Origin of the sequence: Streptomyces sp. NBC_00078 (genome assembly GCF_026343335.1) — a bacterium.
GTDB lineage: Bacteria > Actinomycetota > Actinomycetes > Streptomycetales > Streptomycetaceae > Streptomyces.
This window is the reverse complement of record NZ_JAPELX010000001.1, coordinates 8,233,875-8,258,542: the sequence shown is the minus strand read 5'-3', so window position 1 is coordinate 8,258,542 and position 24,668 is coordinate 8,233,875. Positions and strand designations below refer to the sequence as shown.

Sequence of the window (24,668 nt, the reverse complement as noted above, 5' to 3'; positions counted from 1 at the left end):
CCCATTGCCTGCTCAGGGACGACGACGGGAACAGATCGACAAGGCATCGTGTTGGTTATGAAGGCCGACCGTTCGTCGCGCAGGGATCACCTCCCCCGCCGCACGCAGAGGAGCAGCTCGTGAGTGCCCTCGCGTTGTCCGTGCTGTTGTCGCTCGTCTCCGCCGTCGCCTACGCGGGCGGGGCGATCGTGCAGGAGCACGTCGCGGTGTCCTCCCCCGACCAGGAGTACGCGCCGCTGCGCCGGCCGACCTGGTGGGCCGCGGTGGCGCTCAACGGCCTGGGCGGACTGCTGCACGTGGTGGCGCTGGCTTACGGCCCGCTGAGCCTGGTGCAGCCGCTGGGCGCGCTGACGATCGTGTTCGCGCTGCCGATGGCGGCGCTGTTCGTGGGCCGCAAGGCCGGTGCGACCGCCTGGCGGGGCGCGATCATGGCGACCGTGGGCCTGGCCGGTCTGCTGTCCCTGGTCGGCTCCTCCGAGTCGCAGTCGCTGGACACGGCCCAGCGGGTCGGCGTGGCCGTGGTCTCCGGCGGCGTGGTCCTGGCGCTGATGATCGCGGGCCGGGCCGCTCACCGGCACCCGGCGGTGCGCAGCATGCTGCTCGCGACCGGTTCCGGCATCGCGTTCGGTATGTCCTCGGTGTTCACGAAGACCGTCGCGGTCGACTGGACCGACGGCGTGTCCTCGACCGACCTTCCCGCCCTGGCCGTGATCGGCGTCTTCGCCACGGCCGGCATGCTGCTGTCCCAGGCCTCCTACCGTGGCGCCGGTCTCACCGCCCCGCTGGCCACCCTGACCGTCGTGAATCCGGTGGTCGCGGCCGCGGTCGGCATCACGATGTTCGGCGAGACCTTCCGCTACGGCACCACGGGCACCGCGCTCGCGCTGAGCTGCGGCGTGGTGGCGGCGGGTGGCCTGATCCTGCTGACGACGGAACGCATGGCGCGCGCCGCGGTGCAGGCCGCCGCGCCGGAGGAGCCGGCCGAGCCCGTCACCGGGCCGACGCCCGTCGGGGAACTCGCCGGACCGACCCCCGTCGAGCAGCTGCTCGCCGTGATCCCCGAGCGGCCGGCCACGGCCGCCCTGCGCGAGGAGGTCCTGGTCCCCGCGCAGGCGGGCCCCACGATCCTGGCGGTGGCCTACGACCAGGCCGACGCGGAGCCCGCCGACCCGGCCAGGTACCGCTTCTACGGCCCCTTCTACGGCGGCTCGTACGTCCCGATGCCGGGTCACGACCGGCACCGGGAGCGCGTCAGATCCTGACGCCGCCGGCCCTGAGATACGCCACAGGGTCGATGTCGGAACCAAAACCGGGCCCCGTCCGCACCTCGAAGTGCAGATGCGGGCCCGTCGCGTTGCCCGTCGAGCCGGAGCGGCCGATGCGCTGCCCGCTGCCCACTCCCTGTCCGGCCTTCACGGAGATCGCCGACAGATGGCCGTACTGGCTGTAGCGGCCGTCGGAGTGCCGTATCACCACCTGGTAGCCGTAGCTGCCGCCCCAGCCGGCGCTGACCACCCGGCCGGCCGCGACCGCCTTCACGGTGGTGCCGGTCGGCACCGGGAAGTCGACTCCGGTGTGGTAGCCCTTCGACCAGGAGGAGCCGGCCACGTGGTACGGGGTGCCGAGCGAGCCGTGGACCGGGGCGACGAGGGAGTGACCGCTGGGCCTGGCCTTGTGCTCGGTGGCCGAGGGGGCCTTTCTCCCGGTGGCCGAGGGGGTCTTCTCCTCGGTGGCCGAAGAGGTCTTCTCCGTCGAGGACTTGGAGCCGCTGCGGGTCGTCCCGGGGTCCTTCGTGTGCAGCTTCAGCCGCTGGCCCGGCAGGATCAGGTCGGGGTCCGCCCCGATCGTCCTGCGGTTCGCTGCGTACAGCTGCCGCCAGCCGCCTCGCAGACGCTCGTTGTCGGCGATCTCGGAGAGGCTGTCACCGCGCACCACGGTGTACATCTCGGCCGTACCCGCCCGGGACTGGGGCGTGGTCTGCGGCTGAACGTCCTGCACCGAGGCCTTCTTGACGGTGCTCCCGCTCTCGGAGGTGCCCCCGGCGGGATGGACGTCCGGGGTGCCGCCGCCCCTGGTCAGTCCGGCCTTCGCCGAGCAGGCCGGCCAGGCATGCGGCCCCTGCCCGTCCAGGACCTTCTCCGCGACGGCGATCTGCTGGTCCCTGGTGGCCAGATCCGCGCGCCGCGCGTACGCCGTGCCGCCGTATGCCTCCCAGGTCGACTGCGTGAACTGCAGTCCGCCGTAGAAGCCGTTGCCGGTGTTGATGCTCCAGTTGTCGGTCGACTCGCAGGCGGCGACCTTGTTCCAGGTGGACACGTCGGCCGCGTGGGCGGTGCCGGCGCCGATCAGCGGGATTGCCATGCCCGCGCCGCCGACCGTGATGGTGAGTGAGGCGCGGTTGATCCTTTTCGGCTGATACCGGCGGTGCCGGCCGCGTACGGCCATGAAGATCCCCCTCGACATGCGTCCGAGGGCCAAAAGTAAGCGCCCCGAACAGGCCATGACAAGACGGCAATCGGCCGCCCTGTCCCGCAAGCAACCAGGAATTCACGGGAGTTGCAGATCGACTGAGGCGGGTGGTGCTCGACGTGCGTATCTGCCTGCGGCACGTCGGGCACCCCGGACATGCGCTCGGCGAACCGGCAGGCAAGGATGGTCGGTGGGTCGATACTGACGGGCACGACCGGCACCACCGACACAGGATCCTTTAGGAGCCAAACCGTATGAGCACTTCAGCCCAGATCGGCGTCACGGGACTCGCGGTCATGGGCCGCAACCTCGCCCGCAACTTCGCGCGCAACGGCTACACGGTCGCGCTGCACAACCGGACGGCGGCGCGCACGCACGCCCTGGTGGAGGAGTTCGGGGACGAGGGCGAGTTCATCGCGGCCGAGACCGCCAAGGAGTTCGTGGCGGCCCTGGAGCGGCCGCGGCGCCTGGTCATCATGGTCAAGGCGGGCGACCCGACCGACGCGGTGATCCAGGAGTTCGCCCCGCTCCTGGAGCCCGGCGACATGATCATCGATGGCGGAAACGCGCACTTCGCGGACACCCGGCGCCGCGAGCGCGACCTGCGCGAGCAGGGCATCCACTTCGTCGGCATGGGTGTCTCCGGCGGCGAGGAGGGCGCACTCAACGGCCCGAGCATCATGCCGGGCGGCCCCAAGGAGTCGTACGACTCGCTCGGCCCGATGCTGGAGAAGATCTCCGCGAAGGCGAAGGACGGCTCGCCCTGCGTGACACACGTCGGCCCCGACGGTGCCGGGCACTTCGTGAAGATGGTCCACAACGGCATCGAGTACGCCGACATGCAGCTGATCGGCGAGGCGTACCAGCTGCTGCGGGACGTGGCCGGATACTCCCCCGCCCAGATCGCCGAGATCTTCCGCACCTGGAACACGGGCCGCCTGGACTCATACCTCATCGAGATCACCGCCGAGGTGCTGTCCCACGTGGACGCGGCGACCGGCGAGCCGTTCGTGGACGTGGTGGTGGACCAGGCCGAGCAGAAGGGCACCGGCCGCTGGACCGTCCAGATCGCCCTCGACCTGGGCGTCCCGGTCTCCGGTATCGCGGAGGCGGTCTTCGCCCGGTCCCTGTCGGGTCACGCGGCGCTGCGCGAGGCGTCCCGCGGCCTGGCGGGCCCGACGGCGTCCCCGCTGTCCGAGGCCGAGGCGGGGGCCTTCGCCGACCGTGTCGAGCAGGCGCTGTACGCGTCGAAGATCGTCTCCTACACGCAGGGCTTCCACGAGATCCAGGCGGGCAGCGAGGAGTACGACTGGGACATCGACCTCGGCGCCGTCTCCTCCATCTGGCGCGGCGGCTGCATCATCCGCGCGGCCTTCCTGGACCGCATCCGCGCGGCCTACGACGCTCGCGCCGACCTGCCGAGCCTGCTGTCCGACGAGACGTTCGCCCAGGAGATCGCGGCCGCCCAGGACGACTGGCGCGAGGTCCTGGTCGCCGCCACCCGCCAGGGCGTCCCGACCCCCGGCTTCGCCGCGGCCCTCGCCTACTACGACGCCCTGCGCGCCGAGCGCCTGCCCGCGGCCCTGACCCAGGGGCAGCGGGACTTCTTCGGCGCGCACACGTACCGGCGCACGGACCGGGACGGCGCGTTCCACACGCTGTGGGGCGGGGACCGGTCGGAGGTGTCCGCCTAGTCCGCCCAGCACACGGTCTCCCGGGCCGAAGGAGCGGTCCGCAGGATGCCCTGCGGACCGCTCCTGCCCTCGATCGGCCATCCCTGCCGACAGGCAACGCGACGTCACTCAATTGAGTTGACGTACGAGAAAGTCTCACCCTCCGTGAGATCCAGCTCAGGTCAGCGGAGGTCCCGGCTGCGGGACCGGGTCCGGGCCCGGTGGGACCGGGGACGGGGAGGGGCCCGGGTCCGGCGTCGGGGTCGGCGGTGAGGGCGGAGGCGACGGTGGAGTGGGTTCCGGGGACGGCGGTTGCGGCGTGGGGACCGGGGACGGATACGGGTCCGGCCGCGGGTCCGGGCCGGGTGCGGGGGGCACGGGGTCGGGGTACGGATCGGTCATGATGTCCTCCGGCGAGTCGGTCGGCATCGGCTCTGGACTACTCCCCCGCGTACCCGACGCCCGTCTCCCCACTCACCCGCCCTCACTCACCTGTACTCACCCGCCCGTGTTCACGCACCCGTAGGACGGCAGAGCGTCCGGTGGGCCTAAGCGGTGCGCACCGCCGCGGCGCCCGCGGCGAGACCCGCGCGCGGGCTGGACAGCACCGGGACCATGGTCGTGGCGAGGTGCTGGGCCGGGGCCATGGAGCCCTGGGCCAGGACGATCGCGTCGGCGTCGGTGACCGCGTCGATCGCGGCCGCCACGAGACGGGCGCAGCCCTCGGCGTCACCCGCCTCGAAGCGGCTCCAGGCGCCGTCGACGAGCTGAGTCCGCACCTGAACGGGGCTCTCGGCGCGACGGGCCTCCTCCTCGATCAGGGCCGTCGTCGGACCGAACGTGCTCTCCACGGTGGCCAGGACGACGATCCGCGAGCCGGCGGCCACCGCGGCTGCCGCCATCGGACGGTCGGAGCGCACCACCGGCACCCCGGCCCCGGAAGCCGCCGACTCCACGACGGCGCCGATGGTCGAGCAGGTGCACAGAACGGCCCGCGCGCCCTCGCCGACGGCCTTGTCCAGTACCGCCCGCACCTCGTCCGCCACCGCCTCCGGACCCTCGCGGCGGGCTCGGGCCAGCAACTCCTCGTCGACGAAGTGCCGCAGTTCCAGGCCCCGGTGCTCCTCGTCGCGCAGGGCGTCGAAGACCGGGACGTGCAGGGGCGAGGTGTGCAGGAGGGCCAGCATGCGGGCGAAGGGCCTTTCTTCGAGGGGAGACAGGTACCGGACAGGTACCCGGTCTCAGAACCGGCCCGGGTGCGCCACCAGCCAGCCCTTCGCCGCCCTCAGCAGTTCCGGGGCGGCCGCGGGGGCCTCGTCGGGATGGCGTTCGGCCCACTTGACGACGTACGGGCACAGCGGGGCCACGACGATTTCCTCGCGCTCGGCGATGCCGTACAGCTCACGGGCCAGCGAGCCCGCGATGCCCTTCCCCTCGTGGGCCGGTTCCACGATGGTGTGCACGGGGACCAGGGCGCGCTCGGGGGATTCCAGGACGAAGTACTCGACGTGGCCGACGACTTCGGCACCGTCGTAGGCCTCCAGGCGGCCCGCCGCCCGGTCGTCGCGGATCTCGATGTCGCTCATGAGCGCGCTCCTGGTGTTCGGCCGTCAGGCGGAGACGGCCTGCGGGCTGCGTTCCTGGTCCGAGCCCGGCACCGGCTCGGAGGGGTCGGCGCCCAGAGCCACGATGCGGTTGTCGCGGTCCACGTGCACGACCCGGGGTTCGAGTGCCCGCGCCTCGGCGTCGGTCACCTGAGCGTAGCTGATGATGATCACCAGATCGCCGGGGTGGACGAGATGGGCTGCGGCGCCATTGATCCCGATCACGCCCGAGCCCCGCTCACCCTCGATGACGTACGTCTCCAGACGCGAGCCGTTGGTGATGTCGACGATGTGCACCAGCTCGCCGGGCAGCAGATCGGCGGCGTCGAGCAGATCGGCGTCGATGGTCACGGATCCGACGTAGTGCAGGTCGGCCTGGGTGACGGTGGCTCGGTGGATCTTGGACTTGAACATGGTACGGAACATCGGCGCACTCCCGCGAGTAGGCTCCCTGCCTGCGTTTTTGCAGGTCAAGGGCTATTTTCTCACCTTACAGCGAGTCGCAAGCACGGGCAGCTTCCCCCGGGTTTTCAGGACTCACGCTGACCGATTGCTGACCTTCCTGACGGTGCGTCAGGCAGCCATTGTGGGGGCACGGAGTCGCTGCGGCTCCTGAGCTGCGCCCTGTCGAACGGCCGACGCCAGCGTACGCAACCACGCGCCGGAAACCTTCGTGACCGTCGCCACAGCACGTCTGTCCGCTTCCGCCGCAACAACCGAACCGGTCTGTTCGCGCCGGCCGATCACGACCGCACAGCGCGCTCGCGCCGAGAGCGCGGGCGCGTGCGGCGTGATCAGGGCGTGCACGTCTTGGTCGGTGAGTGGGGCGAGGCGGGCCGCGTGGTCGGCGAGCGGCACGGTAGCCGCGGCGCCCAAAATCATCGCCCACTGGGTGAGCGCGAGCGGCACAGTGCCGAGGATGCTGCGCGTCCAGGGCAGGTGGACGGCGACGATCTGCACGGCCGGGACTCCGGCACCGGCGCAGCCACAGCATCCGCTTGCGCAGCTGGTGGCGGCCCAGCAGGGGCCGTTGTCCGCGCGGGCGATCAGGGAGCTGAAGAGCTGGTACCGGACGAACGCGTGAACGCCATGGTCAGGCCGGTCTCCGGCCGTACCCGCCCTTGTCGGCAGGACGGCCCCCGCCTCTCCTGACGGCACCCGGCGTCGGCCCGCGAGCATCCGGCCGCAGTGGGCCGTACGGACCCAATGGAAGTCAGCCCCACGCAGATACGTCATGACGGTCGTGACCTCGTACGGATCGGTGGTCGTCGCGTCGGAGATCGGCGTCGCCTCCCGCCCGTCGTCTCTGCGCGGTCGGACGGCGGCACGGCCCGGTCATGGGGGCGAAGGTCCCCCTCGTCGGGCCCAAGGCGGGTCGCCTCCGCAGACTCTGTCGCTCATGATGGAAGGAGAGTCACCCGGCTCTCCGTGGTCACATCCGCAGAGCTGAGCCGCATGGTTCTGCCCCTACGTGACAGACCGGGAAGCCTGCTGGAGCAGGCCTGCGGGACCCCCGGGCCGAGGGCGAACGGCGGCCCGCCTCGTGCGCGACGGCAAGAGCGCAGTCGCTCCCGGGCGGAAGAGGGAGGAAGCCATGAAGGTCGCAGTGCTGACCGGTGGCGGCGACTGTCCCGGCCTCAACGCCGTGATCCGCAGCGTGGTCCGCAAGGGCACCCAGGAGTTCGGCTTCGAGTTCGTCGGCCTGCGGGACGGCTGGCTCGGTGCGCTGCGGGGCAACGTCGTGCCGCTGGACATCGCCGCCGTGCGCGGGATCCTGCCACGCGGCGGAACCATCCTCGGTTCCTCCCGCACCAACCCCTTCAAGCACGAGAACGGGGTGCGGCGCATCCAGGACACCCTGGCCGCGCACCAGGTGGACGCGCTCATCGTGATCGGCGGCGAGGACACGCTCGGCGCGGCCACCGAGCTGAGCCGCCAGGGGATCAACCTGGTCGGCGTGCCCAAGACCATCGACAACGACGTGCCCGGCACCGATTACACCTTCGGCTTCGACACAGCCGTGGGCATCGCCACCGAAGCCATCGACCGCCTCCACACCACCGCCGAGTCGCACATGCGCACCCTGGTGGTCGAGGTGATGGGCCGGCACTCCGGGTGGATCGCCCTGCACGCCGGCATCGCGGGCGGCGCCAACGTGATTCTCGTCCCGGAGCGGCCGTTCGACATCGATCAGGTCTGCGCCTGGGTGAACAACCGCTTCAAGATCAACTATGCGCCGATCGTCGTCGCCGCCGAAGGAGCTCTCCCTCAAGAGGGACAGATGATCCTCAAGGACCGGTCGCTGGACGAGTACGGCCACGTACACCTGTCCGGCATCGGCGAGTGGCTGGCCCAGGAGATCTCGCAACGTACCGGCACGGATGCCCGCACCACGGTCCTCGGCCACATCCAGCGGGGCGGCACGCCGAGTGCCTTCGACCGGTGGCTGGCCACGCGCTTCGGACTGCACGCCGTCGACGCGGTCAAGGACGGCGACTTCGGCACGATGGTGGCTCTGCGCGGCACCGACATCATCCGTGTGCCCCTCGCCCACACCAGGGCGCAGACCAAGGTGGTGGACCCCTCGCTGTACGACGAGTTCGAGGTGTTCTTCGGCTGACCCCGTCCGCTGTCAGGCATCCGGCCCTCGGCCGTTATCCGGCCTCCGGCCGCGTGCTCGTAGAACTCGCCGACGGTGAGGACGTCCTGGAGCTGGTCCGCGAGGTCGTCCTTGTCGAGCCCGAAGAGGTCGACCGAGGGCTTGCAGGTGTAAAGGCAGCCGCACCACGTCATCTTCTTCGCCACCGCCTGACGCGGCCGTCCCGACGGGAACGACGAGCGGCACGCCCAGACCGTCCCTGGACGCACGCAACGTCGCCGAAGGCCGCACCCGGCGGGTCGACCGGCACGCGGCACACGGCACACGGCACACGGAAGATACGTAACCGAGTTACGTAAATCCACGGTTGTCACGTGTGGGCGCAGCTCGGACGCTCGTCCTCATGACTTCACTCACCCCCGCGTCGCCCGAGGTCGCCGACCTGGCCGTACGCCATCGGCTGGGGGCGCTCGAAGGCGTGTTCGCGCCGAAGCGCCTGCGTCGTGTGGTGTACGTCGCCCATGTCTTCAACTGCCTCATGCTCATGCCGTTCTTCTTGGTTCCCGGGCTGCTGTACTACTGGTTCTCCATGCGGCGCTACCCCGACTTCAGCCGGAAGCGGGCCGCCCAGCGGTTGCACCTGTTCGAGGAGGGGCTGGTCGTGCAACCGCCGTCCGGCGGCGAGCCGGTCGCCCTGCGCTGGGACTCGCTGCGCCTCCAGCAGGACATCAGCCAGCTGATCATCAACGGCATCCCCGCGCCGACCAAATACGTCTACTCGGCAAGCGCCCCCGGCCAGGGCTCGGTGCAGATCACGGAGTTCTACGAGGATCCCGAGGTCTGGGGTGCCCGGATGCAGGACGCGGTGGTGCGCGCACAGAGACCGGCCGTGCTGGAGACGCTTCGCGAAGGCGGCACGGTCCCGTTCGGAGCCCTCTCGCTCTCCCGCACGGCCGTGAGCGCCCGTGGGACAGGCAGCCTGCCCTGGTCGCAGGTCAGGGAGGTCGGTGCCACGGGTGGCCTGGTCCGCATCATGACCACCGGCTCCATGGGTGACCCCGTCCGCTGGTCCCACCACATGGCCAAGGACATCACGAACCTGCACCTGTTCCTGGCGGTCGCCCAACGCCTGCACGAGCAGTCCGCCGCCTGACGGCCCGGCCGACCCGTCTTCACCTGGCGGCCGCCTCGGTGATCACGCCCGCCAGCAGTGCGGTGAGGGCACCGGTGTCCGTGGAGGATTCCGTGTTTCCCCCGATGGATCCGGGGCTCCGATCGGCGATGGTGGTGACACGGTCGGCCGCAGGCGGGCCGACGCCGAGGGGAGAGGACACGGGGTTGTCCCAAGGGCAGCGAGTTGCCCGGACATGGGGTGTGGGCGCGCTGCCCATCCTTGGGTCACGGCGGCCTGGCCGGCCATGGCCGGGACGGTTCGGGCACTGCTGCCCGGCTGCGTTCCTGAGGGGCAGCACTGCGACCCTCTGGGCGTCGGCGGCCCCGCCGGGCGGGACCTGAGTGACCGGTCAGACGGCCGGCCGGTGGATCACTCGGCCGAGTGCGCGCGGCAGTGCCGCCCGGGAGGGGATGTCGAGCTTGCGGTAGATCCGTCCGAGGTGGGTTTCGACCGTCCTGGTGCTGACGAAGAGCTGCTCTGCGATCTCCCTGGTGCGTTTGCCCTCTGCCGCCAGTTCCGCGATCTCCCGCTCCCGCTCGGTGAGAAGGACCATCGTCGCCCCGGTGCTCCAGTCCTGCGCCGTTGCAACCGCCGCACCGGTGGCGGCGGATGACGCGGGCAGCATGCCCCTGACTCGTGCCGCCTCCTCACGGATCCGCTCTGCGCCACAGGCCCGCGCGGCCTTTCCCGCCATGTCGAGCCACTCCAGCGCCTGCTGGGTGCCATGGGCCGCGTGGACCGAGGGCGCACCGGTCACCAGGGTCCAGGCGTGTTCCACCGGCAGACCCGCGCGGCGGAACGCCTCCGCGGCCTCGTGAAACAGCCCTGCCGCCAGGTGGTGCTGTCCCTCGGCGGCGTGGAGCCCGGCTCGGGCTCTGCGCACATACTCCTGTTGCAGCGGCAGCCCCAACTCCTCGGCCACGGCCTCCCCCGTCCCGGCCCAGTCGCGTGCGGCGTCGATGTCACCGCAACGCAGTGCCGCGACGGAGGCCAGTGCCAGGAGAGAGGGTTGCCACGTCCGCAGCAGCCGCTGCAGTTGCGGGCCTCCCTCCTCGACGAGGGTGCGCAGACAGCCTGCCGGATCCCCGCCGAGGAACTGGGCGTGGGCGCGCAGGCCGACCGCCACGGCTGCCCGCCAGCCCCGCTTGCGCAGGGCGAGGGACAGCCCTTCTCCGGCGAGTTCGAGCAGCCTGTCGGCGTCCCGCCGTGGACGTGTCCACAGCAGCCCCGTCGCCCGCAGGATCATGGCGATCCCGGCGGCTTCGTCGACCCCGCTCGTCCGGGCGAGCAACTCGGCCTCCCCGGCACGGCGACAGAGCGACTCCAGACGCCCCGTCAGCTGGTCCAGATGACACAGGGCCACCAGTTGGTTGATCCGGATGAACCTGCGGGTGGCACCCGTGGTTGCCTGCAGTCCCCGCTCCAGATGCCGGTAGGCGTCATGGAACCGCTCCTGGAACAGCTCCGCGCAGCCGAGCATCGCCAGGACGTCGGGCATGGTGACGGCAGCGGCGTCCGGCAGCGCGTCCACGATCCGCGCACACTTGGTGACCTCGGCGACGGCCTCGGGCAGCAGCCCCAACTGGGTGTCGCCGAGGGCCCCCAGGGCCCGCAGGTAGGGCGCCGCCGGGCCGACGGCTTCGGCGGCCTCCGCCGCCTCGCGGACCACGTCACGTGCCTCGCCGTAGGCGCCCCGGAACAACTGCACTCGCCCGTACGCGCCGATCAGTTCGGCCGCCGGCGCCGGAAGCGGAACCGGCAGCGGGCGGGGTACGAGGCCCAGTGCCGTCCGGACCACCGCTTCCGCCTCCTGGTGGCGGCCCAGCAACCGCTCCAGCTCTCCGCAGACGGCGTAGGCGCTCAGCCGAAGGTCCACCGAGAGATCCGACTGATGCCTGAGCAGGTCGTGCACCAGGGAACGGGCTTCCTGCAGGCGGCCCACGGCACTGAGGGCCCGGCAGTGGTCGAGCACGAGCACGACCCGGGGCTCGCTGATCCTTTCCCCGGCGGGCAGGTGGTCCAGCGCCAGGCGCAGCCAACGGGCAGCGACGGCGGGGGACTTGGCCATCGCCTCCGCCGCGCCCTCGACCAGCACCTGCCGGGCCCGAGCACTGCCCGCGCCCACCAGGTGCTCGGCCTGCCGGGCACGTCGGAGCGCCGTCGCTCCTCGCGTGGTGAGCAGATCCAGGGCCCGCCTGTGGGCGTTGACGCGCAGGGACGGCGAAGCGTGTTCCAGGGCGACGTGGCCGAGCACCGGGTTGCGGAAGACATAGCCGCCACCCCAGGGCAGCGGCCGTACCAAGTCCGCCTCGACGAGTTCGGTGAACGCTCTGAGGATTCGTTCCAGGCCGAGTTCGGAGACCGCGGCGACGTCGTCCGGCAGGAAGGGATCGCCGAGAACCGCGGCGACCTGGGCCGAGAGCGCGGCGTCAGCGGTGAGGGAGTCCAGCTCGGTGACGACGGAGACGGCCTCCCGGCGCATGCCGTCCCGGTCCGGTCCGGCGCTCAGCGGCCACACGTCCGGGTCCCACCGCGCCGCGACCAGGATCCGCAGCATCCGCGGGTTGCCGCCGGAGGCGGCGTGCAACTGCTCGGCGTATGTGGCGTCGACCACGGGGGCCGGGGAGGCGCGCCAGTCGGTGTACGCGTGGTCTTGCGCCGAATGGGAGAAGGCGTGCCGGGATGTGGTGTCCGTGAGGGACCCACGGTGGCCGAGCAGAGTGGATATCGCCGGGAGGTCCAGGTGGGATGGGGCCAGACGGGTGACCGAGCCGGTCTCGACTCCGTGTTCGAGCGCTTCCCTCAGGACCGGGCCGGCCTGCCGCGGGCGGTGCGCCAGCGCCAGGACGAACGGGCCGGGCGGGGGTGTCCGCACAAGCTGCGCGATCAGCCTCGCGGACTCCTCGTCCCACAGATGAACGTTGTCGAGAACAAGCACGCCGCCGTGCCGCGCGGCCCAGCGCCCCAGTACACCGCGCACCTCGGCTCCCGCCCCGGCGCCGAGCCCCCGGGCGATCGGGGAGTCCCCCACGTCCAGGGCATCCAGCACGTCTCTGATCACCTGGCCGGGTTGCGTCGTAGTGCGCGCGGCGTGGGCTCGCGCCACCAGGGCCCCTGTTCCGGCTGCCCGCTCGGCAAGCAGGGCGAGCAGGGCGGTCTTGCCGATCCCCGGCTCGCCAGTGACCTCCAGGACCGTTCCGCGCCCGTCGGTCAGATCCTGTACGACCGCGGAGAGACACTCGATCTGCGTGTGTCTGCCGACGAGAACTGCGCCGTTCTCATGCGCCGGATCCTTGGGGGGCAAGTGATCCTCTCCCTTCCCACGGATGTACACACGAGCCAGGACGCCCTCTGTAGTCGGTTCGGATATTAGGCCATCACATTGCCCGACTTGTGATCTGCGGGAAGGCAGGAGCCACTGACCGCCGTGGCTCGGCAGTGATTTCGCGTTGCGCGGAGTTGAGAGCACATCGCGGCCGGGAAGCGATTCCCTGGTGGCGTCGTAGTGCTTCGGTCCTTGTCCACGAAGCGGGTTCACAAGAAGCAGGAACCCCAGCCGACGCACGGCTGGGGTTCCTCGCTGCGGTGTGTACCGGTCAGCAGGTGGAGCTGCTCGTGCCGTGAACCGCTCGTCCACGGGCCGGCGGACCGCACCACCTCGCGGTCACCGTGGATCGGGCGGTCAGCGCTGCAGGGTGAGGACGCCCGGCCGCCACGGCAGTTGGTCGTAGGGGCCGCTCGCGGTGGGGGACTTGCCCTGATAGAGGAGCTGCAGGTTGCAGGGGTCGATGGTCATGGTCTGGTCGGGGTTGTTGCGGACCAGGTCGCCGTGGCTGATGTCGTTGGTCCAGGTGGCGCCGCTGTTGGCCTTGCCCGCAAAGGGGTTGGACTCGGTGGCGGCCTGCGGGGTCCACGAACCGTTCAGGCTGGAGGCCGTGAACGAGCGGAAGAAGCGCTGCTCATTGGCACCCCGGGCCTCGACGATCATCAGGTACTGGTTCTGGCCCTGGACCTTGTAGACCTGCGGCGCCTCGAACAGGTTCTTCACCGAGTCGCTCATGACCGTCGTGTACGACGAGCCGAAGCTGCTGGGGAAGTTTCCGATCGGCATGCTCGCCCGGTAGATCTTGCCGTTGTCACCGGCGAAGAACAGGTACATGTTCTGGCCGTCGGCGATCAGGGTCTGGTCGATCGGGGCGGCGCCCGGGATGCTGCCGGTGAACAGCTGCTGCGGCGCGGACCAGCCGTTGGGGTTGGTCGGGTCGCTCGACGTGCGGTAGATGAAGGGCCACGCACCCCACTGGTACGCAAGGACCCAGATGTTCTTGGGCGCGAAGTAGAACAGGGTGGGTGCCACCGTGGCCTGGCTCATGCCGGTCTGGCCGGCCGATGCCATGTCCGACCAGTTCGTGAAGGGCTTGAACGCCATCGAGCCGTACGACGATCCCGACACGTTCGACGCGTAGACCAGGTGCTTGCCGTTGTACGTCACGTTGGTGAAGTCCTTCAGCGAGACCCACCCGTTCGCCGGCTGCGCCAGCGCACCTGTCGACGTCCACCGGTATGTCGACGGAAGTGCACAGTTGCCGTCGGGCGGGGTCGTCCCGGAGAGGCCGGTCCACTTCTGGTTGCTGCCTCCGTTGCAGTTCCAGAGCTGCACCGCCGTGCCGTTGGCCGTGGCGCCGCCGCTGACGTCCAGGCACAGCCCGGACTCCACGCCGACGATCGTGCCGTCGGAGTTCACTCGCCACTGCTGGTTCGCGCCGCCGGTGCAGGTCCAGATCTGCACCCGCGTACCGGCCGCGGTGGCATGGCCCGGAACATCCAGGCACTTGCTGCCGTACACGGTCAGCTGGTTGCTGTCCGTCGATGTCCACTGCTGATTGGTCCCGCCCGAGCAGTCCCAGGTCTGCAGGTACGTGCCGTCGGTCTGGCCGGCGTTCGGCACATCGAGGCACCGGCCGGAACCAACTCCGCGCAAGGCGCCGCTGGTTGCCGCCTGAGCCGGGCCGGCGACGAGCATCGCCGCCAACGTGGCCAGGGCCGCGACCGCAGCGGCGAGCACCACGGACAGACGTCCGCGGCTGAACAAACTTCGTCTGCGCATGGGGACCTCGTAATCCTTGAGTAGGCGGTTCCGGTTGGCCCGTCCGAGGCCGTCCGGGCTGTTGGGGATGTCAGGGCTGTCAGGGCTGTCGATGCGATGCGGTTCGCAGCGGTCCAGGGAACCGGGCCGAGCCCTTACTGCTGCGCGGTCCTGCGAGACCCACAGACCGGCCCCCGGGTGGGAGCAGAGCGGCCCGGGGAGGCGCCCGCCGACGGGAGAACCGCGCCGGCGGCCTGGCGATGGCGGCCGTCGGTGCGCGACGACGGGAGCAGAAATGATGAGGCCATGACATACGCATCGTGCGAGTGCTCCTTGCGGCTCGGTCGTTGCGGTGGGCGAGACCCTGTTCCGGAGTTGCCCTGCTGTGCGAGTGGAGCGGCCCTGACGTGTTCGGCAAATCGAACAAGAGCCGAATTGTCGAGCAATTTGGATGATAGGGAACTGGTGAACGGCGTCAATACCTCTCGCATTATTCGCGAAGGACTCCGAAACATTCGCAGGACGTCCTGAACGAAACGACGCAGGTCACGCGGATCGAACCGTCGGGCCGGGCAGATGGACAGCCCCTTTGGCGCCGGAGCTGGGCCGGTTTCGCGGACTGCGTCGACATGGCCCGTCGCGTCTCCGGCGTCCGCCCCACCTCGTTTTTCCGAATGGCACCCGAAATTTCGAACCCTCTTCGCGGCGGCCGCGCTGACGGTCACTGAATCCGCGACGCTTTTCTCCGCCGCCGGGTCGGCTGCGTTGGCGCGGCGGGCCTCGTCGCCTCACACGCGCACTCACGAACGGCGCCGCGCCCCCTTCGACCGGGATGCCCTGAGCCGGCCGGCATTGGGCGATGGCTCCGCCTGATGCGGGCCTCAACTCCCAGCGGCCTCTGCGATCTGCAGGGCGGCCCGGACGGCGTGAGATGCGTGGTGTCGATGTATCGATGACCTGGGCCTCGGCGCCCCCGGCCTCGGCGAGGCTGGTTCCCCCGCCGACCTTGGCGTTGTGCAGGCAGTGGGAAGCGGCGTGACATTCAGCTCGGCTCAGGGCGAGGCATCACTCTCGGCCAGTTCCCTGATCGCCCGCAGGCGGTTCTCCCATTGGGCGGCAAGACCGTCCAGCCACCTCGTCGGGTGCTTCAGCGGGCGCAAATCGGCCTCTTAGCGAATCACACGTCAAGCAAGCCCGCCGTCCGCCCAGTCCTCGATCAGGCGGACCGTGCGGCGCGGATGTTCCTCGTGCAGGTAGTGCCCGGTGCCGGGCCAGTGGTCGACGCGGGATGCGGCTGTGCGCAGGGTGCCGCGCTCCCATGCAGCCGCTTCGGCCGACGTCCAGACCGTCAGCGCCGGTTGTGTGCGGCGGCGCAGGTGGGCCTCGCTGGCCGGGCGGATGCCGACGGCGCCGTCGTCGGTGTACATGCCCGCGTAGGCCTGGGCTATGACGTGGCCGGGGGTGCCGAGCATGGTGCGTACGTGGGCGGTGCTCAGGCCCGTCGGCGCGGCCGGCCCGAAAGCCGCCGCCACGAACGCGGCCGCCGCCTGTGCGCCGCGTTCACGGTAGGCGGCCAGCCTGGCGGGGATCTGCTCGACTTCCTCGCCGTGGGCGCCGTGGGCCGGGTCGAGGGCGATCACCGACCGTACGGCGTGCGGATGGTGGACGGCGAGGAGGTTGACGACCTGGCCGCCCATGGAGTGGCCGACCGCGATCACGGGACCGGTGCCCAGGGCCTCGGTCAGCGCGGCCAGGTCCGCCGCCATCTCCGCCGGGGTGTTGCCCTCCGCCGGCACCTCGGAGCGGCCGTGCCCGCGCAGATCGGGCACCACCACCCGGAACCGGCCCGCCAGCGCCTCGGCATGCGCCGACCACTCCCGGCCGTCCCCGCCCCAGCCGTGCACCAGCAGGAGGGCGGGAGCGTCGTCGGCCGGTCCGAGGGCGGTGTGGAACAGCCGGATACGGCCGAGGTCGATCACGGTGACTCCATCTCCTTGTGCCGGGGCCCGGTAAGGACTACGCCACAGCCTCCCCCGCCGGGGCGATCTCCGTCACCTCTTCCGCCGGCTCCTCGAACTGCGTTCGGTACAGCTCCGCGTACCGGCCACCGGCCGTCAGCAGTTCCTCGTGGGTGCCGCGTTCCACGATCAGGCCGCCCTCGATCACCAGGATCATGTCCGCCGCCCGCACCGTGGACAGCCGGTGCGCGATCACGACCGCCGTCCTGCCCTCCAGAGCCTCGGTCAGGGCCTCCTGGACGGCGGCCTCCGAGGTGTTGTCGAGGTGGGCGGTGGCCTCGTCGAGGATGACGACGCGCTGACGGGCCAGCAGGAGACGGGCGATGGTCATGCGCTGGCGTTCACCGCCGGAGAGACGGTAGCCGCGTTCGCCGACCACCGTGTCGAGGCCGTCGGGCAGGGAGCGTACGAGATCGTCGAGACGTGAGCGGCGCAACGCGTCCCACAGATCGGGCTCGGTGGCCGTGGGGGCGGCCAGGAGGAGATTGGCGCGGACGCTGTCGTGGAAGAGGTGGCCGTCCTGGGTGACCATGCCGAGGGTCGAACGCAGGGAGGCGGCTGTCAGGTCGCGGACGTCGGTGCCACCGAGGCGTACGGCGCCCTCGTCGACGTCGTACAGGCGTGGCAGCAGCTGCGCGATGGTCGACTTGCCGGCGCCGGACGAGCCGACGAGGGCGACCGTCTGGCCCGGCTCGGCGCGGAAGGAGATGCCGTGCAGGACCTCGGCACCGCCCCGGGTGTCGAGGGACGCCACCTCCTCCAGGGAGGCCAGGGAGACCTTGTCGGCGGAGGGGTAGGCGAAGCGGACGCCGTCGAACTCGACCGACACCGGGCCGTCGGGCACGGCGTGCGCGTCCGGTTTCTCCTCGATGAGGGGCTTGAGGTCGAGCACCTCGAAGACGCGCTCGAAGCTGACGAGGGCGCTCATCACCTCGACGCGTGCGCCGGCCAGCGAGGTGAGCGGCGCGTACATGCGGGTCAGCAGCAGCGCCAACGACACGACCGCGCCCGGTTCCAGGCGGCCGCGCAGGGCGAACCAGCCGCCGAGGCCGTAGACCAGGGCCAGCGCCAGGGACGACACCAGGGTCAGCGCGGTGATGAAGGCGGACTGGGCGGTCGCCGTGCGGATCCCGATGTCACGGACCCGGCTCGCGCGGGCCGCGAACTCCTCGGACTCCTGCTCCGGGCGCCCGAAGAGCTTGATCAGCGTGGCTCCCGGTGCGGAGAACCGCTCGGTCATGCGGGTGCCCATCGCCGCGTTCAGCGTCGCCGCCTCCCGCTGCATACGGGCCATCCGGCTGCCCATGCGCCGGGCCGGCACGACGAACACCGGGAGCAGCACCAGCGCGAGGAGGGTGATCTGCCAGGAGAGCGTCAGCATGACGGCGAGGGTGAGCACGAGGGTGACCAGGTTGCTGACCACTCCGGACAGTGTGTTGCTGAACGCGCGCTGGGCGCCGATGACGTCGTTGTTGAGACGGGAGACCAGCGCGCCCGTACGTGTGCGTGTGAAGAACGCGACCGGCATCCGCTGCACATGATCGAACACAGCCGTCCGCAGATCGAGGATCAGCCCCTCCCCGAGCGTCGCCGAAAGCCTCCTGCCGAGAATGCCGAGGGCCGCCTCCACGACCGCGATGAGTGCGATGAGCAGGGCCAGGTGTACGACCTCTCCCTCGTCGCCGCCCGACACGATCGCGTCCACGACATGTCCGGCGAGTACGGGGGTCGCGACGGCGAGCAGCGCGGTCACCACCCCCAGCGCCACGAACTGCGCGATGCGGACGCGATGCGGACGGGCGAAGGCGGCGATGCGGCGCAGCGTGGCGCGCGCGAAGGGGCGGCGTTCCTGCTCGGCGTTCATGACACTGTGCAGCTGTGTCCAGGCCGTGGTCTCCATGCTCATGAGAGAGAACTTAGAACCTCAAGCAACATTGAGGTCAATCTTTTCCTGACGTCTTCCCGCTCGAAGGACCCGATGACCGTACGCAAGCCGCCGCCCCGCCTCCAGTCGCCGTCCCGCCTCCAGTCGCTGTCCCCCCTTCAGCCGCTGTCCCCGCTTCCGCAACCCGCCGTTGGCGCGGACTGGAAACCCTCTCGGGATGTGACCGCTGTACACCTTCCCCGAGGGCCCCTCCCCCCAGGACGATTCCCCCGACGCGTCCCGGCCCGCGTGCTCCGGCAGATCCTGTGCCTGCTTCCGCTCCTGCTCGTCTCCGTCGTGGCCGTGCAGCACCGGTCCGTCCTCGTCGAGGGCTTCGGACATCTGCGGGCCGCGGAGTGGCCCTGGCTGCTTGCGGCGGCCGGCGCGACCTGTCTGACCTGGGTGGCGGCCGCCTGCACACGGCAGGGCGCGGTCGTGGACCGGCTGCCCAGGAGGCGCCTGCTGGCCACCCAGTTCGCGGCGGGCTCGGCCAACCACCTGCTGCCGACCGGTCTCGGAGCGGGCGCGGTCAACCTGCGGTTCATGACCGTGTGCGGGATTCCGCTCGCCCGTTCCTCCGCCGCGCTCGCCCTCTACCTGCTCGCGGAGTCGGTCGCCCGGCTGGGCCTCCTGGCGGGGCTGCTGCTCGCCTCCCCGGGCGCCCTGCGGTTCGGCACGCTGCTGCCCGACGGTTCGGTGGTCCCGCTGCTGCTCGCCGTCGGTGCCGTCGTGGTCGTGGCGGTGACCGTCCTCGCTCTCCTACGACCGCTGCGCGCCGCCGTCCTGTCGTTCCTGCGCACGGCACTGAGCGAACTGCGCTCGGTGCACACCCGTCCGTCCCGCGCTCTCGCGCTGTGGGGCGGTTCCCTCGCCTTCCCCGCGCTGCAGGCGACCGGACTGGTCCTGGTCGGCCTGTCACTGGGGCTGCCGGTGCCGCCCGTCCACATGGCCGTGGCGTATCTCGCGGCGACGGTCGCGGTCGCCCTGGTCCCGACGCCGGGCGGGCTCGGCTCGGTGGAGGCCGCGCTGGTCGTGGCTCTGGTGGCGGCCGGCAGCCCGGTGGCCGTGGCAACGGCGGTGGTGCTCGCCTACCGGATCATCACGGTGTGGCTGCCGCTGCTGCCCGGGGCACTGACGCTGGGTGCGCTGGTCCGGCTGAAGGTGATCTGAGCCGCCCCTCCCGTAAGGGCGCAGCCGCGTCCTCGGTGCCGGGGCGTCCGCCGGCCCTGCACCACTGCCCACGGCGTCTCCAGGAGCGCGCTCGGCGCACGCGATCTGCCCCGTCCGGATTGCGATATGGAGTGTCCGAACCGCGTCGTCCGGGAGTCCTCGACGTTCGAATCCCTGTGCCGTGTACGGCAGGATGAGCTCCTCACCGCTGCTCAGGCGGATGTAGTCGCCGGGCTGCACGGTCTTGGAGGCGAGCGACCTGGAGCACGTCGAGCGCGTGACCATGGACGTCATCGCCGAGGTGATGTCCCGGACCACCGGCGCGGTCCCGGACCACGAGCCGGCGATCCGCTTCCACACCTTCGGCGACTCCCGGATCGGCTTCACGGTCATCCTGGGCGTGGGCGAGTTCAGCGACCAGTTCCGGATCAAGCACGAGTTCGTCAAGGCCCTCCACAAGCGCTACCGCGAGGAGGGCATCCGCATCCCGGCGCCCGCGCGGACGGTGGCGCTGCAGCAGGGGCCGGTGGCCATCCCGCAGCAGCGCAGCCCCCGGACGGCGGTCGTCGAGGCGGGCGAGATCTCCCCCGCCCCCCTCGACTGACCGGCCGCCCCGGGTCAGTGAGTCACCGCGGTCAGAGCGTCGCGGAGTTCTCGTGGTAGTGCCCGCCCCTGCGGCTGTGCGGTGAGGCCAGCGCCGACTGCACCGGCGTGACCGTCCAGTCCGGGTGACCGGGCATCCGCGGCGTCTTCGTGCCGTACAGCCAGTCCTTGAGGAAGCCGGACTGGTCCTGGCCGGAGACCTCCGAGGCGACGGCTATGTAGTTCTCCGTCGTCGCCGTGGAGTTGCGGTAACGGGCGAGGAAGGTCTGCTCGATCCTGGTGAAGACGTCCTCGCCGACGGCCTGGCGCAGGGCGTACAGGACGAGCACGCCGCCCAGGTAGCGCTGGCTGTCGAACAGGTTGGCCTCGTTCGGCGCGGCCACCGGGCCCGAGTCGTGGCGCCACTGGTCGCCGCGGGCGTAGGTGTCCTTCATCCGGGCTTCCATCGTGGTCAGGCCCAGGGAGTCGGTCCAGCCGCGCTCGTAGCGGTACAGCAGCCCGTAGAAGTCGGCGTGGCCCTCATTCAGCCACAGGTCGGCCCAGTTGGCGGGGCTGACGAGGTTGCCGAACCAGGAGTGGACCAGCTCGTGCATCATGTGCGAGCCGATGTTCTTCTCCGCCTGGAGCAGGAAGTTCGGCTTGTACAGGGTGAGGGTCTGCGTCTCCAGGCCGGTGAAGTCGAAGGCGTTGGCGGCGTCGGAGTTGCAGGGCAGCAGCCCGTACGTCTCGAACGGGAAGGCCCCGAGCCGTGCCTCGATCCACTGGACGAGGTTCGGGGTGAGGGCGAGCGCCGGTTCGAGAGCGGCGGCGCGGGCGGTGGGCACGACGTCCCGCAGGGGCAGCCCGTTCGGGCCCTGCCGGTCCTTGATGACGTAGTCGCCGACGGTTATCTGCACCAGTTCGGTGGCTATCGGCGAGCGGGACGCGTACGAGTACGCCGTCCGGCCGCCGGACAGGCTCTTGGTGCCGGTGAGCACGCCGTTCGCGACGCCGCGCAGCCCGGCTGGAACCGTGATGCAGAAGGTGAAGTCCGCCTTGTCCAGGGGATGGTCGTTGCACGGGAAGGCCGTGTGCGCGGAGTTCGGCTGCGGGCACAGCGCGAAACCGTCCGGCGTGGCGACCCAGGCGGTGTGGGCGAGCGTGCCGCGCGGGTCGACGGTGTAGCCCACGCTGACGCTGGCCTGGGCCTGCGCGGCCAGGGCGGTCGCGGGCGTGATGCGCAGCTTCTCGCCGGACTGCCTGAAGGCGACGTTGCGGCCGTTGACCCGGACCGTGCGGATGTCGAGGCCGAGGGCGTCCAGGGAGAAACGGCTCAGGGCCTGAGTCGCCGTCAGCTGGATGGTCGCCACCGCCTCGACCAGCTTCGACGTCTGGTCGTAGGCGAAGTCGAGGTGGTAGGACGAGACCCGGTAGCCGTCGTTGCCCAGGCCCGGGAAGACGGAGTCACCGAGGGTCTCGGCGCCCGGGGTGCCGCCGTCCTTCAGGGGCGAAGGGGCGGCGTAGGCCGCGGACCCCGTGGTCAGTGCCGCGGCCGTACCGATCAAGGCGGCCACAGGGGCCGTCACTCTGCTGCGATATCTCATGGTCAGCTTTCGCTCGGGCGGCCGGGAGGTCAGTTCCGGCCGTCGACGATCAGTGCACGATCTCCTTGCAGGACCAAAGATCGGCGCCTTTGGTTGCACGCCGGGCAGCAGATCGGGTTCCGGAGTGTGGGACGCGGAGCCGGACCCCTGTCGAGCCGGACCGGATCACGAGATATCTTGATGTCGAGCAATGTTGCAGACGTGGAGCGGAGCACCCGGTGACTGACTCGACCATCTTCTATACGCACACTGACGAGGCCCCGGCCCTGGCAACGTATTCCTTCCTGCCGGTGGTCCAGGCGTACGCCTCGCAGGCGGGCGTCTCGGTCCAGACGCGGGACATCTCGCTGGCCGGACGCATCATCGCCGTGTTCCCGGAGTACCTGACCGAGGACCAGCGCATCCCGGACGCCCTGCACGAGCTGGGCGAGCTGGCCAAGACGCCCGCGGCCAACATCGTCAAGCTGCCGAACGTCTCGGCGTCCATCCCGCAGCTGAAGGCCGCCGTCGCCGAGCTGCAGGGCCAGGGCTACGCGCTGCCGGCCTACCCGGACGACCCGAAGACCGACGAGGAGCGGGAGATCCAGGCCCGCTACGACAAGATCAAGGGTTCCGCCGTGAACCCGGTCCTGCGTGAGGGCAACTCCGACCGCCGCGCCCCCGCCTCGGTCAAGAACTACGCCAAGACCCACCCGCACCGCATGGGTGCCTGGTCCGCGGACTCCAAGACCAACGTCGCGACCATGGGCGAGAACGACTTCCGCTCCACCGAGAAGTCCGCGGTGATCTCCGAGGCCGGCTCGCTGAAGATCGAGCTGGTCGGCGAGGACGGCACCACCACCGTGCTGCGCGAGTCCGTACCGGTCCTCGAGGGCGAGGTCGTCGACGCCTCCGTGATGCGCGCCGCCGCGCTGAACGAGTTCCTCGCCGCGCAGGTCGCCCGCGCCAAGGCCGAGGGCGTCCTGTTCTCCGTGCACCTCAAGGCCACGATGATGAAGGTCTCCGACCCGATCGTCTTCGGCCACGTGGTGCGCGCCTTCTTCCCGAAGACCTTCGCGAAGTACGGCGAGACGCTCGCCGCGGCGGGCCTGTCCCCGAACGACGGTCTGGGCGGCATCTACAAGGGCCTTGAGGCCCTGCCCGAGGGCGCCGAGATCAAGGCCTCCTTCGACGCCGAGCTCGCCGACGGTCCCGAGCTGGCGATGGTCGACTCCGACAAGGGCATCAGCAACCTGCACGTCCCGTCCGACGTGATCGTCGACGCCTCGATGCCGGCCATGATCCGCACCTCCGGCCACATGTGGGGTCCGGACGGCCAGGAGGCCGACACCCTCGCGGTCCTGCCGGATTCTTCCTACTCGGGCGTCTACCAGGCCGTGCTCGACGACTGCCGCGCCAACGGCGCCTACGACCCGTCGACGATGGGCTCGGTCCCGAACGTCGGCCTCATGGCGCAGAAGGCCGAGGAGTACGGCTCCCACGACAAGACCTTCGAGATCAAGGCCGCCGGCACGGTCCGCCTGGTCGACCAGGCCGGCAACGTCGTCCTGGAGCAGCCGGTCGCCCCCGGCGACATCTTCCGCGCCTGCCAGACCAAGGACGCCCCGATCAGGGACTGGGTGAAGCTGGCCGTCACCCGCGCCCGCGCCACCGGCGACCCGGCCGTGTTCTGGCTGGACGAGACCCGCGCGCACGACGCCAACCTGATCGCCAAGGTCAACGCCTACCTGCCCGAGCACGACACCGAGGGCCTGGACATCCGCGTCCTGGCCCCGGTCGAGGCCACCAAGCTGTCGATCGAGCGCATCCGCCGCGGCGAGGACACCATTTCGGTGACGGGCAACGTCCTGCGTGACTACCTCACCGACCTCTTCCCCATCCTGGAGCTGGGCACCAGCGCCAAGATGCTGTCGGTGGTCCCGCTGATGGCGGGCGGCGGCCTGTTCGAGACGGGCGCCGGCGGTTCCGCGCCGAAGCACGTCCAGCAGCTGGTCAAGGAGAACTACCTGCGCTGGGACTCGCTGGGTGAGTTCTTCGCACTCGTTCCCTCCTTCGAGCAGTACGCCACGGCCACGGGCAACACCCGTGCCAAGGTCCTGGCCGACACCCTCGACCGCGCCACGGCGACCTTCCTCAACGAGGACAAGTCGCCGACCCGTCGCGTCGGCGGCATCGACAACCGCGGCAGCCACTTCTTCCTCTCCCTGTACTGGGCACAGGAGCTGGCGTCGCAGACCGACGACGCGGACCTGGCGAAGGCCTTCGCCTCGCTCGCCGAGACGCTCGCCGCCAACGAGCAGAAGATCGTCGACGAGCTGATCGCCGCACAGGGCAAGCCCGTCGACATCGGCGGCTACTACCAGCCCGACCCGGCCAAGGCCGCGGCGGTCATGCGCCCCTCGGCCACCTGGAACGAGGCGCTCGCGTCCCTGAGCTGACGCGGCAGGTCTTGACGGCCCGTTGCTGATTCCGCCCCGGCAGGCACCCCGCCTGCCGGGGCGGACTCGTCCCGCGCGCTGCCCGGCCCGGCCGCCCTCGGTGTGAACGGCTGAGCGACGCCGCCGACGGCGAGTTGACGGGCCGTCACCCGCTCCGGTGCCGGCAGGTGCCCGTTCGGGCGCCCCTCATGTCCCGCCCTCCGCCGCACCCGACCGCACCGCCCGCAAGGTCTGCGAGATGGCATTGGCCACGGCGTGGACGTGCTGGGCAAGCTGTGCCGGCCGGACCATGCCAGGGGGAACACGACCCCGACGGCCGCGACCACC

Annotated in this window: 17 protein-coding genes and 1 pseudogene; 7 read left to right on the top strand and 11 right to left on the bottom strand. The window is 70.7% G+C overall.

Features of this window, described 5'->3' with window-relative positions; genetic code table 11:
- Nucleotides 1-119 precede the first annotated feature (119 nt).
- Nucleotides 120-1,262: a DMT family transporter gene (locus OOK07_RS38385; RefSeq protein ID WP_266801124.1), complete on the top strand. Its 1,143-nt coding sequence runs from the start codon at nt 120-122 to the stop codon at nt 1,260-1,262.
- On the opposite strand, the gene OOK07_RS38380 is transcribed toward OOK07_RS38385, so the two are convergent.
- Nucleotides 1,252-2,445 (bottom strand): transglycosylase family protein, encoded by a 1,194-nt coding sequence (locus OOK07_RS38380; RefSeq protein ID WP_266802224.1) that lies wholly within the window; start codon nt 2,443-2,445, stop codon nt 1,252-1,254. The genes OOK07_RS38385 and OOK07_RS38380 overlap by 11 nt on opposite strands.
- A 278-nt stretch (nt 2,446-2,723) precedes the next feature.
- On the opposite strand from OOK07_RS38380, the gene gnd reads away from it, so the two are divergent.
- A complete protein-coding gene (gene gnd / locus OOK07_RS38375; protein WP_266801123.1) occupies nt 2,724-4,163 on the top strand; it encodes an NADP-dependent phosphogluconate dehydrogenase in 1,440 nt (479 codons plus the stop codon).
- 527 nt (nt 4,164-4,690) lie between these two features.
- Here gnd and OOK07_RS38370 read toward each other — a convergent pair.
- From OOK07_RS38370 to OOK07_RS38355, 4 genes are all read right to left on the bottom strand, one after another.
- Nucleotides 4,691-5,329 carry an aspartate/glutamate racemase family protein gene (locus tag OOK07_RS38370; protein WP_266801121.1) on the bottom strand — a complete coding sequence of 213 codons (639 nt, stop codon included), beginning with the start codon at nt 5,327-5,329 and terminating at the stop codon, nt 4,691-4,693.
- Nucleotides 5,330-5,383: 54 nt separating this feature from the next.
- Nucleotides 5,384-5,728 (bottom strand): GNAT family N-acetyltransferase, encoded by a 345-nt coding sequence (locus OOK07_RS38365; protein WP_266801120.1) that lies wholly within the window; start codon nt 5,726-5,728, stop codon nt 5,384-5,386.
- A gap of 24 nt (nt 5,729-5,752) precedes the next feature.
- Nucleotides 5,753-6,172: an aspartate 1-decarboxylase gene (panD, locus tag OOK07_RS38360; RefSeq protein ID WP_266801118.1), complete on the bottom strand. Its 420-nt coding sequence runs from the start codon at nt 6,170-6,172 to the stop codon at nt 5,753-5,755.
- A gap of 147 nt (nt 6,173-6,319) precedes the next feature.
- The gene (locus tag OOK07_RS38355; RefSeq protein ID WP_266801116.1) at nt 6,320-6,706 is read right to left on the bottom strand and encodes a hypothetical protein; all 387 of its coding nucleotides are present in this window, start codon (nt 6,704-6,706) and stop codon (nt 6,320-6,322) included.
- A 634-nt stretch (nt 6,707-7,340) separates the two neighbouring features.
- Between OOK07_RS38355 and OOK07_RS38350 the strand changes: the two genes are divergently transcribed.
- Together OOK07_RS38350 and OOK07_RS38345 are read left to right on the top strand one after the other, a co-directional pair.
- Nucleotides 7,341-8,366, top strand: a complete 1,026-nt coding sequence (locus OOK07_RS38350; RefSeq protein WP_266801115.1) for a 6-phosphofructokinase — start codon at nt 7,341-7,343, stop codon at nt 8,364-8,366.
- A 382-nt stretch (nt 8,367-8,748) separates the two neighbouring features.
- A complete protein-coding gene (locus OOK07_RS38345) occupies nt 8,749-9,498 on the top strand; it encodes a DUF6585 family protein (RefSeq protein ID WP_266801114.1) in 750 nt (249 codons plus the stop codon).
- 19 nt (nt 9,499-9,517) lie between these two features.
- On the opposite strand, the gene OOK07_RS38340 is transcribed toward OOK07_RS38345, so the two are convergent.
- The 5 genes from OOK07_RS38340 to OOK07_RS38320 all read right to left on the bottom strand — a co-directional run bounded on the left by OOK07_RS38340 (nt 9,518) and on the right by OOK07_RS38320 (nt 18,523).
- Entirely contained in the window at nt 9,518-9,679 is a 162-nt protein-coding gene (locus OOK07_RS38340) for a hypothetical protein (RefSeq protein ID WP_266801113.1), read from the bottom strand.
- Nucleotides 9,680-9,868: 189 nt separating this feature from the next.
- Nucleotides 9,869-12,823: a helix-turn-helix transcriptional regulator gene (locus tag OOK07_RS38335; protein WP_266801111.1), complete on the bottom strand. Its 2,955-nt coding sequence runs from the start codon at nt 12,821-12,823 to the stop codon at nt 9,869-9,871.
- 378 nt (nt 12,824-13,201) lie between these two features.
- The gene (locus OOK07_RS38330) at nt 13,202-14,626 is read right to left on the bottom strand and encodes a non-reducing end alpha-L-arabinofuranosidase family hydrolase (protein WP_266801110.1); all 1,425 of its coding nucleotides are present in this window, start codon (nt 14,624-14,626) and stop codon (nt 13,202-13,204) included.
- A gap of 1,163 nt (nt 14,627-15,789) precedes the next feature.
- Entirely contained in the window at nt 15,790-16,584 is a 795-nt protein-coding gene (locus tag OOK07_RS38325) for an alpha/beta fold hydrolase (protein ID WP_266801108.1), read from the bottom strand.
- Between the two features lie 37 nt (nt 16,585-16,621).
- Nucleotides 16,622-18,523: an ABC transporter ATP-binding protein gene (locus tag OOK07_RS38320; protein WP_266802222.1), complete on the bottom strand. Its 1,902-nt coding sequence runs from the start codon at nt 18,521-18,523 to the stop codon at nt 16,622-16,624.
- A gap of 204 nt (nt 18,524-18,727) precedes the next feature.
- Between OOK07_RS38320 and OOK07_RS38315 the strand changes: the two genes are divergently transcribed.
- Together OOK07_RS38315 and OOK07_RS38310 are read left to right on the top strand one after the other, a co-directional pair.
- Nucleotides 18,728-19,717, top strand: coding sequence for a lysylphosphatidylglycerol synthase transmembrane domain-containing protein (locus OOK07_RS38315; RefSeq protein ID WP_266801107.1), 990 nt, complete (start codon nt 18,728-18,730; stop codon nt 19,715-19,717).
- A 253-nt stretch (nt 19,718-19,970) separates the two neighbouring features.
- A pseudogene (locus OOK07_RS38310) lies at nt 19,971-20,321 on the top strand (mechanosensitive ion channel family protein); the annotation flags it as partial.
- Between the two features lie 31 nt (nt 20,322-20,352).
- On the opposite strand, the gene OOK07_RS38305 reads toward OOK07_RS38310, so the two are convergent.
- Nucleotides 20,353-21,903 (bottom strand): M1 family metallopeptidase, encoded by a 1,551-nt coding sequence (locus OOK07_RS38305; protein WP_266801106.1) that lies wholly within the window; start codon nt 21,901-21,903, stop codon nt 20,353-20,355.
- A gap of 218 nt (nt 21,904-22,121) precedes the next feature.
- Between OOK07_RS38305 and OOK07_RS38300 the strand changes: the two genes are divergently transcribed.
- Nucleotides 22,122-24,341: an NADP-dependent isocitrate dehydrogenase gene (locus OOK07_RS38300; RefSeq protein ID WP_266801105.1), complete on the top strand. Its 2,220-nt coding sequence runs from the start codon at nt 22,122-22,124 to the stop codon at nt 24,339-24,341.
- Nucleotides 24,342-24,668: the final 327 nt, after the last annotated feature.

What these genes read in the sequence shown, in the direction of transcription:
- OOK07_RS38380 (WP_266802224.1), bottom strand. Translation starts at nt 2,445, where the DNA reads ATGGCCGTACGCGGCCGGCACCGCCGGTATCAGCCGAAAAGGATCAAC.
- gnd (WP_266801123.1), top strand. Translation starts at nt 2,724, where the DNA reads ATGAGCACTTCAGCCCAGATCGGCGTCACGGGACTCGCGGTCATGGGC.
- OOK07_RS38370 (WP_266801121.1), bottom strand. Translation starts at nt 5,329, where the DNA reads ATGCTGGCCCTCCTGCACACCTCGCCCCTGCACGTCCCGGTCTTCGAC.
- OOK07_RS38365 (WP_266801120.1), bottom strand. Translation starts at nt 5,728, where the DNA reads ATGAGCGACATCGAGATCCGCGACGACCGGGCGGCGGGCCGCCTGGAG.
- panD (WP_266801118.1), bottom strand. Translation starts at nt 6,172, where the DNA reads ATGTTCCGTACCATGTTCAAGTCCAAGATCCACCGAGCCACCGTCACC.
- OOK07_RS38350 (WP_266801115.1), top strand. Translation starts at nt 7,341, where the DNA reads ATGAAGGTCGCAGTGCTGACCGGTGGCGGCGACTGTCCCGGCCTCAAC.
- OOK07_RS38345 (WP_266801114.1), top strand. Translation starts at nt 8,749, where the DNA reads ATGACTTCACTCACCCCCGCGTCGCCCGAGGTCGCCGACCTGGCCGTA.
- OOK07_RS38330 (WP_266801110.1), bottom strand. Translation starts at nt 14,626, where the DNA reads ATGCGCAGACGAAGTTTGTTCAGCCGCGGACGTCTGTCCGTGGTGCTC.
- OOK07_RS38320 (WP_266802222.1), bottom strand. Translation starts at nt 18,523, where the DNA reads ATGGAGACCACGGCCTGGACACAGCTGCACAGTGTCATGAACGCCGAG.
- OOK07_RS38305 (WP_266801106.1), bottom strand. Translation starts at nt 21,903, where the DNA reads ATGAGATATCGCAGCAGAGTGACGGCCCCTGTGGCCGCCTTGATCGGT.